Here is a 12,998-nt window from a genome sequence, read left to right as displayed (position 1 = left end):
CTTGTCAGCAACCGGGGAACAGGACGTTCATTCAATCGTTGTCTTCGGGAGTGGGAAATGAAGCCTTTTTTGCGCTGGTGTTTCGTTGCGACAGCACTCACGCTGGCAGGATGCAGCAACTCTGCCTGGCGTAAGAGTGAAGTCCTCGCGGTGCCATTGCAACCGACTTTGCAGCAGGAAGTGATTCTGGCACGCATGGAACAAATTCTTGCCAGTCGGGCTTTAACCGATGACGAACGCGCACAGCTTTTATATGAGCGCGGAGTGTTGTATGATAGTCTGGGTCTGAGGGCATTAGCGCGAAATGATTTTTCACAAGCGCTGGCAATCCGACCGGATATGCCTGAAGTATTCAATTACTTAGGCATTTATTTAACGCAGGCAGGCAATTTTGATGCTGCCTATGAAGCGTTTGATTCTGTACTTGAGCTTGATCCAACTTACAACTACGCGTACTTAAATCGCGGTATCGCATTGTATTACGGCGGTCGCGACAAGTTAGCGCAAGATGATCTGCTGGCGTTTTATCAAGACGATCCCAATGATCCTTTCCGCAGTCTGTGGCTTTATCTCGCTGAGCAGAAGCTCGATGAGAAGCAGGCGAAAGAAGCGTTAAAGCAACGCTTCGAGAAATCGGATAAAGAACAATGGGGATGGAACATTGTCGAGTTCTACCTGGGCAACATTAGCGAAGCAACGCTGATGGAACGCCTGAAGGCGGACGCAACGGATAACACCTCGCTCGCTGAGCATCTCAGTGAAACCAACTTCTATTTAGGTAAGTATTACCTAAGTCTGGGGGATTTGGACAACGCTACGGCATTGTTCAAACTGGCGGTGGCTAACAACGTTCATAACTTTGTTGAGCACCGATACGCATTGTTGGAATTATCGCTCCTGGGCCAGGACCAAGATGACCTGGCAGAATCGGACCAGCAATAGCTGACGTACACATCAGCCCGTAATCTTTTTGATTGCCATCACCTTCACGGGTGAGGGCGTTGTTGTTCGTTAATACACCTACTTTGAGCCGGTTCACACTTTTCAATGAAAATTGCAGATCAATTTCATGATGAGTTATGTAGACTGGCCGCCATTAATTTTGAGGCACACGTACTACATGGCTGAATTCGAAACCACTTTTGCAGATCTGGGCCTGAAGGCTCCTATCCTTGACGCCCTTAACGATCTGGGTTACGAAAAACCATCTCCAATCCAGGCAGAGTGCATCCCGCATCTGCTGGGCGGTCGCGATGTTCTGGGTATGGCCCAGACCGGTAGCGGCAAAACCGCAGCGTTCTCCTTACCGCTGCTTAACAATCTTGATCCTGAGCTGAAGGCACCTCAGATTCTGGTGCTGGCACCGACCCGCGAACTGGCGGTTCAGGTTGCTGAAGCCATGACGGATTTCTCTAAACATATGCGCGGCGTGAACGTGGTTGCCCTGTACGGCGGCCAGCGTTATGACGTGCAGTTACGCGCCCTGCGTCAAGGGCCGCAGATCGTTGTCGGTACGCCGGGACGTCTGCTTGATCACTTAAAACGCGGCACGCTGGATCTCTCTAAACTGAGCGGTCTGGTGCTGGACGAAGCCGACGAAATGCTGCGTATGGGCTTCATCGAAGACGTTGAAACCATCATGGCGCAGATTCCTGAAGGTCATCAGACCGCACTGTTCTCTGCCACCATGCCGGAAGCGATTCGTCGCATTACCCGCCGCTTTATGAAAGAGCCGCAGGAAGTGCGCATTCAGTCCAGCGTGACCACGCGTCCTGACATCAGCCAGAGCTACTGGACTGTCTGGGGCATGCGTAAAAACGAAGCGCTGGTGCGTTTCCTGGAAGCTGAAGATTTTGATGCGGCGATTATCTTCGTTCGTACTAAAAATGCGACCCTGGAAGTGGCTGAAGCGCTGGAGCGTAGCGGTTACAACAGCGCCGCGCTGAATGGCGACATGAACCAGGCGCTGCGTGAGCAGACTCTGGAGCGTCTGAAAGACGGTCGTCTGGATATCCTGATTGCAACTGACGTTGCGGCCCGTGGCCTGGACGTTGAGCGCATCAGCCTGGTTGTAAACTACGATATCCCGATGGACTCCGAGTCTTACGTTCACCGTATCGGCCGTACCGGTCGTGCGGGTCGTGCTGGCCGCGCGCTGCTGTTCGTTGAGAACCGCGAGCGTCGTCTGCTGCGCAACATTGAACGCACCATGAAGCTGACCATCCCGGAAGTGGAACTGCCGAACGCAGAACTGCTGGGCAAACGCCGTCTGGAAAAATTTGCAGCGAAAGTTCAGCAGCAGCTGGAAAGCAGCGATCTGGATCAGTACCGCGCACTGCTGGCGAAAATCCAGCCGACCGAAGAAGGCGAAGAGCTGGATCTCGAAACGCTGGCTGCCGCACTGCTGAAAATGGCGCAGGGCGAACGCACGCTGATCGTACCGCCGGATGCGCCGATGCGTCCTAAACGTGAATTCCGTGACCGTGATGACCGTGGTCCGCGCGATCGTAACGATCGTGGCCCGCGTGCTGATCGTGGTGACCGTGAAGATCGCCCGCGTCGTGAACGTCGTGACGTTGGCGATATGCAGCTGTACCGCATTGAAGTGGGCCGTGATGACGGTGTTGAAGTGCGTCATATCGTTGGCGCGATTGCTAACGAAGGCGACATCAGCAGCCGTTACATTGGTAACATCAAGCTGTTTGCTTCCCACTCCACCATTGAGCTGCCGAAAGGTATGCCGGGTGAGGTGTTGCAGCACTTTACGCGCACCCGCATCCTGAACAAGCCGATGAACATGCAACTGCTGGGCGATGCGCAACCGCATTCCGGTAACGAGCGTCGTGGCGGTGGTCGTAGCTTCGGTGGCGAGCGTCGTGAAGGCGGTCGTGGTTTTGGCGGTGAGCGCCGTGAAGGTGGCCGTGGTGATGGTCGTCGTTTCAGCGGTGAGCGTCGTGAAGGCCGTGCGCCGCGTCGTGACGACTCCACCGGTCGTCGTCGTTTCGGCGGTGATGCGTAATTCACGCTAAATCGCGGTCTCGCACCGTAAAGTAAAATATACAGCCCCGATGATTGCGATCGGGGCTTTTTTTATTTCTTTTGTACTCGCGTACTGGTACAGTGCGACACAATAAAATGCAGTCGCAATATTATTCACTGGAGAGAGGGCTGAATGGCAACACTAACCACCACCCAAACGTCACCTTCGCTGCTTGGCGGCGTGGTGATCATCGGCGGCACCATTATTGGCGCGGGAATGTTCTCCCTGCCGGTGGTTATGTCCGGTGCGTGGTTCTTCTGGTCGATGGCGGCGTTGGTGTTTACCTGGTTCTGTATGCTGCATTCCGGGCTGATGATCCTCGAAGCCAACCTCAACTACCGGATTGGCTCCAGCTTTGACACCATCACTAAAGACCTGCTGGGTAAAGGCTGGAACGTGGTGAATGGGATCTCTATTGCCTTTGTGCTCTATATCCTGACCTACGCCTATATCTCGGCGAGCGGCTCGATTCTGCATCATACCTTTGCTGAAATGTCGCTGAATGTTCCGGCGCGGGCGGCAGGTTTTGCGTTTGCGTTGCTGGTGGCTTTTGTTGTCTGGTTAAGTACCAAAGCGGTTAGCCGGATGACGGCGATTGTGCTGGGCGCGAAAGTCATCACCTTCTTTCTGACCTTCGGCAGTCTGCTGGGGCACGTCACGCCGGCGACGCTGTTTAACGTGGCCGAAAGCAATGCGTCTTACACGCCGTACCTGCTGATGACACTGCCGTTTTGCCTGGCGTCGTTTGGTTATCACGGCAACGTGCCAAGCCTGATGAAGTATTACGGTAAAGATCCGCGTACCATCGTGAAATGCCTGGTGTACGGTACGCTGATGGCGCTGGTGCTGTATACCATCTGGCTGTTGGGTACGATGGGTAATATTCCGCGCCCGGCGTTTATCGGTATTGCGCAGCAGGGCGGTAATATTGATGTGCTGGTACAGGCGCTGAGCGGCGTACTGAACAGCCGCAGTCTGGATCTGCTGCTGGTGGTGTTCTCTAACTTTGCGGTGGCGAGTTCGTTCCTCGGCGTGACGCTCGGTCTGTTTGACTATCTGGCGGATCTGTTTGGTTTTGATGATTCGGCGCTGGGGCGCTTCAAAACTGCGCTGCTGACTTTCCTGCCGCCGGTGATTGGCGGTCTGCTGTGGCCGAACGGGTTCCTGTATGCTATTGGCTATGCGGGGCTGGCGGCAACCATCTGGGCCGCCATTGTTCCGGCTCTGCTGGCGCGAGCTTCACGCCAACGTTTCGGCAGCCCGAAATTCCGCGTCTGGGGCGGCAAGCCGATGATTGCGCTGATCCTGGTATTCGGTATCGGCAACGCGCTGGTGCATATTCTGTCGAGCGTGAACTTGTTACCAGTGTACCAGTAAGTTTGTTGTGCCGGATGGCGGCTACGCCTTATCCGGCCTGAACAATCTCGTAGGCCCGGTAAGCGAAGCGCCACCGGGCAAAACAACGCACTACCCCACCAACTCCTCTTTCACCTGCATCGCCAGGTCAAACGAATGCAGCCGCGCCTGATGATCGAAAATCTGCCCGTTGACCATAATCTCATCCGCCTGCGTTTCGCGCAGAATAGATTCCAGCCCGTGACGCACTTTGGCTTTATCGCCCACCAGCGACATGCTCAGCGCCTGCTGCACGCCATATTGCTCGGACGGCGACCAGAACTGATCTATATTTTGAATTGGCGCGGGTAGCTGCCCGGTCTCGCCGCGACGCAGTTTCACAAACGCCTGCTGCATAGAGGTAAACAGAAATTCCGCATCGCGATTGCTGTCAGCGGCGATGATATTGATGCACACCATCGCATACGGTTTTTCCAGCCGCGCGGACGGCTTGAACTGGGTGCGATAGAGATGCAGCGCCTGGAACAGCATATCGGGCGCGAAGTGGGAGGCGAAGGCGAACGGCAGACCACGCTGCGCCGCCAGCTGTGCGCCGTACAGGCTGGAACCCAGCAGCCACACCGGGATCTTCTCGCCATAACCCGGAACCGGGCGTACATGTGGATTGGGATCGCGCGCGTCGAACCAGTCCACCAGTTCAGCGACGTCGCGCGGGAAATTATCAATATCGCCGCTCATATGACGGCGCAGCGCCATCATGGTGCGCTGATCGCTTCCCGGCGCACGCCCCAGGCCCAGATCAATCCGTCCAGGATAGAGCGTATTCAGCGTACCGAACTGCTCGGCGATAACCAGCGGTGAGTGGTTGGGGAGCATCACCCCGCCAGAACCCAGATGCAGCGTGGTGGTATTGGCGGCCAGATAGCCAATCAGCACCGATGTCGCCGCGCTGGCGATACCGGTCATGTTGTGATGTTCCGCCAGCCAGTAGCGGTGATAGCCGCGCCGTTCTGCCAGACGGGCGAGATCCAGTGAGTGTGAGAAGGCCTCTTTCGCAGAGGAGCCTTCGGGGATCGGTGCCAGATCCAGCAGCGAAAATGGAATGGTTTTGTCAGTCATAACGGCTCACTTTGTCGTCGGTGAATCATTTAATACTGCATTAAAATTTGATTACCGTTGTTAACAAAGTGAGCGGTATAAGGCGGGGCGCAAACATCAACTGCCTGATGGCGCTTCGCTTATCAGGCCTACAAACGCATTGTAGGCCGGATAAGGCATTTATGCCGCCATCCGGCAAAAGTTTATCAGTCCAACCGTAGGCCGGATAAAGCATTTATGTCGCCATCCGGCAAGGTTCAGTTACACCTGTAGTTCCAGACCGGCCAGGCGTTTCCAGTAACCGTTGCAGTCGCTGTGCGCGGCCAGCGGCAACGGCGCGCTGCCGTTTTCATTGGCGCGGAAGGCGTCGAGCATGGCGAATGTCTCCGTACCCAGCGGGGAAAGGCGCACAATGTCGACCAGCCCCTGCATGGAGGTCAGTTCGTTGCCGAGGTTATAAACGTAGCCGCTCATGGTCTGAATACCGTTAAGCACGAACACCTGCTGATTCTCCTGCGACAACACGTTACGCCCGTTCGGGTACTTGATGCAGCAGGTTTCACACTCGTCTTTCGGGCGGTCTTCCGAACGCGCGGTAAAACAGCGGGCGGAGTACGCCAGCGGCAGATGACCGTAGCTCAGCACTTCCACTTCAAACTGATTGCGGATGCCGAGCTCATCGCACTGGTTCAGCAGATTCACCAGCCAGTCGCGGGAAAGCTCGACCGGCATGCACCAGCGCACCATGCCCTGTTTAAGCAGCAGACGCAGCGTTACCGCGTTATAGCAGTTAAGCGCATGACCGGCGACAAACGGCAGCTTGCGCTCGGCGCACATATTCACGACGCCGAGGTCGCTGGCCTCCAGCAGGAAGTCGCCGTTTTCCACATAGCGTTTCAGTTCGCCCAATTCAGAGGAGGCCTGTACCAGCGCCAGCGTGGAGAGCACGACCTGCTTGCCGCTTCCGGCAAGGGATTTCGCCATATCAAGCCAGTCGCCCACTTTGGTGGCGCGGCGTTTGCTGCACACCGCTTCGCCAAGGTAAATCACGTCGGCGCTGCTGGTGGCGGCCTGCTGATAAAATGCTTCCAGCGTCTCTTTCGGCCAATAGTAAAGCACCGGCCCTAAGGAATATTTCATTGCTTCTCTCACTGCCATTTACGGTGATACGCGCCAAGCGTGGTCTGAGTGCCTTCGGACATGGAGCCAAGCGTCTCCATCCAGGCGCTTTGCGGGACGAAGTTTTGCGGGTCGGCCATGCAGCGGTCGATCGCCTGACGCCACACTTTCGCCACCTGGCTGACATACGCCGGGCTGCGCTGACGTCCTTCAATTTTCACCGAGGCGATATTCGCCGCCAGCAGGTCAGGCAGCAGTTCCAGCGTGTTGAGGCTGGTAGGTTCTTCCAGCGCGTGGTAGCGCTCGCCATCAACCAGATAGCGACCTTTACACAGCGTTGGATAACCGGCGTTCTCACCGTCCTGATAGCGGTCGATGAGCACCTCGTTCAGGCGCGATTCCAGCCCCTGGGAGGTCTGTTGCCAGCGCACGAAGCGGGCCGGAGAGCAGGCGCCAACGGTATTGGGGGATTCACCCGTCAGATAAGAGGAGAGGTAGCAACGGCCTTCCGCCATAATGCACAGGCTGCCGAAGGCGAAGACCTCCAGCGGCACGGGCGTGACGCGGGCGAGCTGTTTCACCTGATGAATGGAAAGCACGCGCGGCAGGACGACGCGCGCAACGTCAAAGTTGCGATGGTAGAAGTTAATTGCTTCTTCATTCGTTGCCGATGCCTGAACAGAGACATGGCGCTCAATATGCGGATAGCGTTCTGCTGCATACTCAAGCATAGCAAGGTCGGCCAGGATCAGCGCATCCGCGCCCAGTTGCGCCGCCATATCCACGGCACGCTGCCAGCGAACATATCCATCCGGGTGTGCAAACGTGTTAATCGCGATGTGCAGTTTACGGCGATGTTGATGGACGTAATTCACCGCTTCCTGCAATTTTTTCTCAGTAAAATTAAGACCGGCGAAGTGACGGGCGTTAGTATCATCTTTTAGCCCGATATAAACGGCATCAGCACCGTTCTCAATGGCCGCCTTAAGCGCCGGGAGATTTCCGGCAGGGCAGAGCAGCTCCATAATTATTCCTGAATGTTGCGCCGTCCAGGCCGCAAAATTGTTAACGAAGAGAGATTTTAGTTAACCTTGCTGCGACAATTTTTGATTTAAGGCAGTTAAAGGCGTATTGGTTACACCTATAACTGGGTAACAATTTCGTATCGAATTGTTGATTTACGCCGCTATGTCGTTTATCTGATATGGCAAAATAACGGGATTATTGAAACAGGGAGTAAAGCTCGTGTTGGATAAACTGCGTTCACGCTTAGTACATTTTGGCCCGTCTCTGATGAGTGTTCCGGTTAAACTGACGCCCTTTGCGCTGAAGCGCCAGGTTCTGGAACAGGTTCTGAGCTGGCAATTTCGTCAGGCGCTGGCAGATGGGGAGCTTGAGTTCCTCGAAGGCCGTTGGTTAAGTATTACGGTGCGTGATATTAACCTCAGATGGTACACCTCTGTTGAGAACGGCAAACTGATTGTCAGTCAGAACGCTGAGGCCGACGTGAGCTTTAGCGCCGATGCCAGCGACTTGTTGATGATTGCGGCGCGTAAGCAGGACCCTGATACGCTCTTCTTCCAGCGTCGTCTGGTCATTGAAGGCGATACAGAGTTAGGGCTGTATGTGAAAAACCTGATGGACGCCATCGAACTGGAGCAGATGCCGAAAGCGTTACGCATTATGCTGCTACAACTGGCGGATTTTGTTGAGGCGGGTATGAAAACCTCGCCAGAAACCAAACAGACCTCGGTAGGTGAACCATGCTGATTCGAGTTGAAATTCCCATTGACGCGCCCGGTATCGACGCTTTGCTGCGCCGCACGTTCGAAAGCGATGCGGAAGCGAAGCTGGTGCATGACCTGCGCGAAGATGGCTTCCTGACGCTGGGTCTGGTCGCCACTGACGACGAAGGTCAGGTGGTTGGCTATGTGGCGTTTAGTCCGGTCGATGTACAGGGTGAAGACCTGCAATGGGTGGGAATGGCGCCGTTGGCGGTAGATGAAAACTACCGTGGACAAGGGCTTGCGCGCCAACTGGTCTACGAAGGACTGGATTCACTCAACGAGTTTGGCTATGCGGCGGTCGTCACGCTGGGCGAGCCGGCATTGTACAGCCGTTTCGGCTTTGAACTGGCGGCGCATTACGATCTTCATTGCCGCTGGCCGGGCACCGAAAGCGCTTTCCAGGTACACCGCCTGGCGGAAGATGCGCTGGACGGCGTGACGGGCCTGGTGGAATACCACGACTATTTCAATCGCTTTTAAGCGTTGGGGTTTGCAGGCTGGCCAGTAACGCCTCAAACCCTTCACCTTCTGTCACGAGGCGCTCCTTCTGGCGCTTTGTGAGTCTCTTGATGCGATACTCCATGCGCAGGGCAAGCGAGCGCTCGCCGACCCGCGCCGAAAACGCCAGGGTAAGTTCCCCTTTTCCGCGCAACGCTTTTGCGCCTTTACCGCTTTGATGCTGCTTATAGCGGCGCGCCACATCGGTCGTAATCCCGGTGTAGAGGGCATTGTCTGCGGTGCGGATCAGATACAGATACCAGGGTGTCATCATGACCATTAGCGTGTTAATTTTCAGATGCCCAGTATAAGAGAGAATAACGATGGAAACACTCACCGCGATAAGCCGCTGGCTGGCAAAGCAGCATGTGGTCACCTGGTGCGTTCAGCATGAGGGCGAACTCTGGTGCGCAAACGCGTTTTATCTGTTTGATGCGCAAAAGGTCGCGTTTTATGTACTCACGGAAGAGAAAACGCGCCATGCGCAGATGTCCGGCCCGCGCGCGCCCGTTGCCGGAACGGTCAACGGTCAGCCGAAAACGGTGGCGCGGATTCGCGGAATACAGTTTAAAGGGGAGATCCGCAAGCTTGAGGGAGAGGAAAGCGATGCGGCGCGTCAGGCCTATCTCCGCCGCTTTCCTGTCGCCAGAATGTTGCCAGCGCCAGTATGGGAAATCCGCCTGGATGAAATCAAATTCACTGACAACACGTTGGGATTTGGCAAAAAAATGCACTGGCTACGCAGCCCGATCCGTAGCCTATAGTTAGATGAATGGTTGAGGTTATGGAGCGCGCGATGACTCAGGTGTTAATTACAGGGGCGACGGGGCTGGTGGGAGGACACCTCCTGCGGATGTTGCTTAATGAACCCCGGATTCATTCGATAGCCGCGCCCACACGCCGCCCTCTGGCGGATATGGTCGGCGTTTATAATCCTCACGATCCTCAACTGACCGATGCGCTGGCGCAGGTGACCGATCCGGTGGACATTGTTTTTTGCTGTCTGGGAACGACTCGCCGCGAGGCCGGAAGCAAAGAGGCGTTTATTCATGCGGATTATACGCTGGTGGTGGATACCGCGCTGACGGGGCGGCGGCTGGGCGCCCGGCATATGCTGGTCGTGAGTGCGATGGGCGCAAATGCGCGATCGCCGTTTTTCTATAACCGGGTCAAAGGTGAAATGGAAGAGGCGTTAATCGCCCAGCAATGGCCGCGCCTGACGATTGCGCGTCCCTCCATGTTGCTTGGCGACAGAGCTAAACACCGGATGAATGAAACGCTGTTTGCGCCACTGTTCCGGCTGCTGCCGGGAAACTGGAAATCCATCGACGCCAGAGATGTGGCGCGTGCGATGCTGGAGGAGGCTCTGGCGCCGGAGCAAGAAGGCGTTACCATCCTGACCTCATCCCGGTTGCGGGAAAGGGCGTTATAGCATCTGTTCACTGCCGGATGGTGGCTAACGCCTTATCCGACATGGGATTTCGTGGCGTTCTCCAGGCCCGATAAGCGCGAGCGCCACCGGGCATTTTGCCCCCATCCAATAAAAAACGACGTTTCCAAACATTTCCCAAAGGCGTAGTATTCACGGGCTTAATTATCTCAATAACTTCCTGGGGAATGCTATGGCTGGTCAGTCTTCATCTCAGGCGGTGACGCCATTTCAATGGTGGAAACCCGCACTCTTCTTTCTCGTCGTTATCGTTGGCCTCTGGTATGTGAAATGGCAGCCTTATTACGGCAAAGCCTTCACGGCTGCGGAAACGCACAGTATCGGTAAATCTATTCTGGCGCAGGCGGATGCGAACCCGTGGCGAGCGGCCTGGGACTACGCGATGATCTATTTTATCGCGGTCTGGAAGGCGGCGGTGCTGGGGGTGATCCTCGGTTCGCTGATTCAGGTGTTGATCCCGCGCGACTGGCTGCTACGTACGCTGGGGCAGTCGCGTTTTCGCGGCACGCTGTTTGGCACCCTGTTCTCGCTGCCAGGCATGATGTGTACCTGCTGCGCCGCGCCGGTGGCGGCGGGAATGCGTCGCCAGCAGGTTTCTATGGGCGGCGCGCTGGCGTTCTGGATGGGTAATCCGTTACTGAATCCGGCAACGCTGGTGTTTATGGGCTTTGTGCTCGGCTGGCATTTTGCGGCTATTCGTCTGGTTGCCGGGCTGGCGATAGTGCTGGTGGTGGCGACGCTGGTGCAGAAATGGGTGAAAGAGTCGCCGCAGGTAGACATTCCTCAGGAGATCACCGTATCTGAACCGCAGGGCGGATTCTTTGCTCGCTGGGGAAAGGCATTGTGGTCGCTATTCTGGAGTACGATCCCGGTTTATATCCTGGCGGTACTGGTATTAGGCGCGGCGCGTGTCTGGCTGTTCCCACATGCCGATGGCGCAGTTGATAATACGCTGATGTGGGTTATTGCGATGGCCGTCGCGGGATGCCTGTTTGTGATCCCTACCGCCGCAGAGATTCCGATTGTACAAACGATGATGCTGGCAGGAATGGGAACCGCACCTGCTCTGGCGCTGCTGATGACCTTGCCGGCGGTGAGTCTGCCGTCGCTGATTATGCTGCGTAAAGCCTTCCCGGCAAAAGCGTTGTGGCTTACAGGCGTACTGGTGGCGATTTCTGGGGTGATAGTGGGAAGTATTGCGCTGGTGTGAAGTGGCAATGCCGGGGGCGCTTCGCTTGCCCGGCCTACGTAAGTGCTTCTCTGTAGGCCGGATAAGGCAAAGCCGCCATCCGGCGCAATGCCCGGTGGCGCTGGCGCTTACCGGGCCTACAAATGGCACTTCCTGTAGGCCGGATAAGGCAAAGCCGCCATCCGGCTCAATGCCCGATGGCGCTGGCGCTTACCGGGCCTACAAATGGTACTTCCCGTAGGCCGGATAAGGCGCAGCCGCCATCCGGCTAAAACGGCGGGTTATTTGATAAACGTAAAGGCGGTGGTGACGCGTTTCACACCGCTGACCCGGCTGGCGATGTCCGCAGCGGCTTTTGATTCACGCTCGGTGACCAGACCCAACAGGAAAACTTCGCCATTTTCGGTCGTCACTTTTACGTTGGACGACTTCACCTGATCGCTGGTTAACAGCTGCGAACGCACTTTGGTGGTGATCCAGGTATCGTTCGAAGCCGTCCCAAGACCAATCGGCTGGCCCTGACGGATTTCGTTATACACTTCTGTCGCTCCATCGACACCCATCGCAATCTGTTTTGCCCGCGAGGAGAGTTCGCTATTCGGCGACTGACCCACCAGTAATACCTTGCCCTGATACGCCGTTACGTTGATGCGCGCTTCTTTCTTGATTTGTTCGTCTTTCGACAGCGCGCTGTTTACGCGCAGCTCCAGGGTTCCGTCATCCACCTGGGTGCCAACGCTACGTGGATCGGTTGCGGCTTTCGTACCCACAGCGGCGGTTCCAACCACCGCGGCAGCGACGCAACCTTGCAACAGCAACGCAGAAATAAGGACTGCGAGTGGCGAAAATGCCTTCATATGTACTCCTTAATCATCCTGGTGAGGGAAAAGCGTGTTGTCGATCAAATCGCACAAGCAGTTTACCGTCAGCATATGCATTTCCTGAATGCGTGCGCTGTGGTGCGAGGGAATACGGATTTCAACATCCTGCGGCCCTAATAACCCGGCCAGCTCGCCCCCGTCATAGCCTGTCAACGCCACAATGGTCATATCCCGAGTGACGGCGGCCTCAACGGCCTTAACGATATCGCGACTGTTGCCACGCGTAGAAATCGCCAATAAAACATCACCGGCATGGCCCAGCGCACGGACCTGTTTTGCATAGATTTCATCATGCAGGCGATCGTTGGCAATCGCTGTTAAGACCACATTATCGGTATTAAGTGCAATAGCGGGTAAACTGGGACGTTCTGTTTCAAAACGGTTGATCATGCTGGCAGCAAAATGCTGTGCGTTGGCGGCGGAAGTACCATTACCACAACAGAGAATTTTGTTGCCGTTGAGCAGGGAGTGAACCAGCGTCATGGCGGCACGGGAAATTGCATCCGGGAGAGCTTCTGCCGCAGCAATTTGCGTTTGAATGCTTTCTGTAAAGCAGACTTTAATTCTATCGAGCACGCTA

15 protein-coding genes are annotated in these 12,998 nt (G+C 55.8%); 9 read left to right on the top strand and 6 right to left on the bottom strand.

Annotated features, from left to right (window positions below; all coding sequences use genetic code 11):
* Window positions 1-57: 57 nt before the first annotated feature.
* The 4 genes from nlpI to mtr all read left to right on the top strand — a co-directional run bounded on the left by nlpI (window position 58) and on the right by mtr (window position 4,417).
* Window positions 58-942 (top strand): lipoprotein NlpI, encoded by an 885-nt coding sequence (nlpI, locus tag OGV50_RS09845; RefSeq protein WP_012135296.1) that lies wholly within the window; start codon window positions 58-60, stop codon window positions 940-942.
* A 105-nt stretch (window positions 943-1,047) separates the two neighbouring features.
* Window positions 1,048-1,128, top strand: a complete 81-nt coding sequence (gene yrbN / locus OGV50_RS09840) for a protein YrbN (protein ID WP_010723222.1) — start codon at window positions 1,048-1,050, stop codon at window positions 1,126-1,128.
* On the top strand, window positions 1,121-3,019 hold the full coding sequence (gene deaD / locus OGV50_RS09835) for an ATP-dependent RNA helicase DeaD (protein WP_024130983.1): 1,899 nt from the start codon (window positions 1,121-1,123) through the stop codon (window positions 3,017-3,019). The genes yrbN and deaD overlap by 8 nt, the downstream gene beginning before the upstream one ends.
* Before the next feature lie 153 nt (window positions 3,020-3,172).
* Window positions 3,173-4,417, top strand: coding sequence for a tryptophan permease (mtr, locus tag OGV50_RS09830; protein ID WP_047461011.1), 1,245 nt, complete (start codon window positions 3,173-3,175; stop codon window positions 4,415-4,417).
* A 90-nt stretch (window positions 4,418-4,507) separates the two neighbouring features.
* Here the strand turns inward: mtr and OGV50_RS09825 are convergent, their stop codons facing one another.
* The 3 genes from OGV50_RS09825 to ubiU all read right to left on the bottom strand — a co-directional run bounded on the left by OGV50_RS09825 (window position 4,508) and on the right by ubiU (window position 7,638).
* On the bottom strand, window positions 4,508-5,515 hold the full coding sequence (locus OGV50_RS09825) for a luciferase-like monooxygenase (protein ID WP_286488528.1): 1,008 nt from the start codon (window positions 5,513-5,515) through the stop codon (window positions 4,508-4,510).
* Between the two features lie 240 nt (window positions 5,516-5,755).
* The gene (locus tag OGV50_RS09820; protein WP_058668150.1) at window positions 5,756-6,634 is read right to left on the bottom strand and encodes a U32 family peptidase; all 879 of its coding nucleotides are present in this window, start codon (window positions 6,632-6,634) and stop codon (window positions 5,756-5,758) included.
* 8 nt (window positions 6,635-6,642) lie between these two features.
* A complete protein-coding gene (gene ubiU, locus OGV50_RS09815; RefSeq protein ID WP_047461020.1) occupies window positions 6,643-7,638 on the bottom strand; it encodes a ubiquinone anaerobic biosynthesis protein UbiU in 996 nt (331 codons plus the stop codon).
* Between the two features lie 220 nt (window positions 7,639-7,858).
* On the opposite strand from ubiU, the gene ubiT reads away from it, so the two are divergent.
* Together ubiT and OGV50_RS09805 are read left to right on the top strand one after the other, a co-directional pair.
* On the top strand, window positions 7,859-8,383 hold the full coding sequence (gene ubiT / locus OGV50_RS09810; protein ID WP_024130981.1) for a ubiquinone anaerobic biosynthesis accessory factor UbiT: 525 nt from the start codon (window positions 7,859-7,861) through the stop codon (window positions 8,381-8,383).
* Window positions 8,377-8,880 (top strand): GNAT family N-acetyltransferase, encoded by a 504-nt coding sequence (locus OGV50_RS09805; protein WP_200092960.1) that lies wholly within the window; start codon window positions 8,377-8,379, stop codon window positions 8,878-8,880. Before ubiT ends, OGV50_RS09805 begins: the two co-directional genes overlap by 7 nt.
* Here OGV50_RS09805 and OGV50_RS09800 read toward each other — a convergent pair.
* Window positions 8,867-9,169: a GIY-YIG nuclease family protein gene (locus OGV50_RS09800; protein WP_058669124.1), complete on the bottom strand. Its 303-nt coding sequence runs from the start codon at window positions 9,167-9,169 to the stop codon at window positions 8,867-8,869. The genes OGV50_RS09805 and OGV50_RS09800 overlap by 14 nt on opposite strands.
* Before the next feature lie 52 nt (window positions 9,170-9,221).
* On the opposite strand from OGV50_RS09800, the gene OGV50_RS09795 reads away from it, so the two are divergent.
* The 3 genes from OGV50_RS09795 (at window position 9,222) to OGV50_RS09785 (ending at window position 11,558) form a co-directional block, all read left to right on the top strand.
* The gene (locus tag OGV50_RS09795; RefSeq protein WP_012135284.1) at window positions 9,222-9,662 is read left to right on the top strand and encodes a YhbP family protein; all 441 of its coding nucleotides are present in this window, start codon (window positions 9,222-9,224) and stop codon (window positions 9,660-9,662) included.
* Between the two features lie 32 nt (window positions 9,663-9,694).
* Complete coding sequence (locus OGV50_RS09790; protein ID WP_058668149.1) at window positions 9,695-10,330, top strand: NAD(P)H-binding protein; 636 nt, start codon at window positions 9,695-9,697, stop codon at window positions 10,328-10,330.
* A 190-nt stretch (window positions 10,331-10,520) separates the two neighbouring features.
* On the top strand, window positions 10,521-11,558 hold the full coding sequence (locus tag OGV50_RS09785) for a permease (protein ID WP_286488527.1): 1,038 nt from the start codon (window positions 10,521-10,523) through the stop codon (window positions 11,556-11,558).
* A gap of 260 nt (window positions 11,559-11,818) precedes the next feature.
* On the opposite strand, the gene dolP is transcribed toward OGV50_RS09785, so the two are convergent.
* Complete coding sequence (gene dolP / locus OGV50_RS09780; protein ID WP_012135280.1) at window positions 11,819-12,394, bottom strand: division/outer membrane stress-associated lipid-binding lipoprotein; 576 nt, start codon at window positions 12,392-12,394, stop codon at window positions 11,819-11,821.
* A gap of 9 nt (window positions 12,395-12,403) precedes the next feature.
* Complete coding sequence (diaA, locus tag OGV50_RS09775; protein ID WP_012135279.1) at window positions 12,404-12,994, bottom strand: DnaA initiator-associating protein DiaA; 591 nt, start codon at window positions 12,992-12,994, stop codon at window positions 12,404-12,406.
* Window positions 12,995-12,998: the final 4 nt, after the last annotated feature.

Source organism: Citrobacter sp. CK180 (genome assembly GCF_030333655.1).
GTDB classification, from domain to species: Bacteria; Pseudomonadota; Gammaproteobacteria; order Enterobacterales; family Enterobacteriaceae; genus Citrobacter_B; species Citrobacter_B koseri.
This window is presented reverse-complemented; position numbering and strand designations above follow the sequence as displayed.